General features: G+C 61.8%; 1 protein-coding gene. It reads left to right on the top strand.

Going from position 1 to position 678, the window contains the following annotated elements; genetic code table 11:
* Positions 1-644, top strand: a 644-nt coding sequence (locus BST40_RS28435; RefSeq protein ID WP_142276876.1) for a DDE-type integrase/transposase/recombinase, incomplete at its 5' end; no start/stop codon positions are given.
* Positions 645-678: the final 34 nt, after the last annotated feature.

Here is a 678-nt window from a genome sequence, read left to right as displayed (position 1 = left end):
CCTTGGCGCCCAACCAGGTGTGGAGCTGGGATATCACCAAACTGCGTGGCCCGGCCAAATGGAGCTGGTACTACCTGTACGTGATCTTGGACATCTTCTCGCGCTACGTGGTCGGATGGATGGTCGCCAGCCGCGAAAGTGCCGCGCTTGCAGAGGTTTTGATCCGCCAGACATGCACCAAGCAGGGCATCGGCCGTGACCAGTTGACCATCCACGCCGACAGGGGCTCGTCGATGACCTCCAAGCCGGTAGCGTTGCTGCTCGCCGACCTTGGTGTCACACAGTCGCATTCGCGTCCGCATGTCTCTGATGACAACCCGTTCAGCGAAGCGCAGTTCAAGACGCTGAAGTACCGGCCCGACTTTCCAGACCGGTTCGACTCGATCGAGGCCGCCCGCAGGCACTGCCAGGTCTTCTTCGGCTGGTACAACGACGAACATCGCCATACCGGGCTGGGCTTACACGTTCCCGCCGACGTGCACTACGGCACCGCTGTCATCATCCGCGCCAAGCGCGCCGGCGTGCTAAACGCCGCTTACGACGCACACCCGGAACGGTTCGTCAGCAAGCCGCCCGAGCCACCGAAACTGCCCAGCGGCTCGTGGATTAACAAGCCCGACGACACCGAGGAGGCCACTCAGTAAATACCGCTCGACGGTGCCTCATTCAGGTTGACAA

The sequence above is a fragment of the Mycobacterium persicum genome, from assembly GCF_002086675.1.
In the GTDB taxonomy this organism is placed as follows: domain Bacteria; phylum Actinomycetota; class Actinomycetes; order Mycobacteriales; family Mycobacteriaceae; genus Mycobacterium; species Mycobacterium persicum.
The sequence above is the reverse complement of the archived record's forward strand: the minus strand, read 5'-3'. Positions and strand labels throughout refer to the sequence as shown.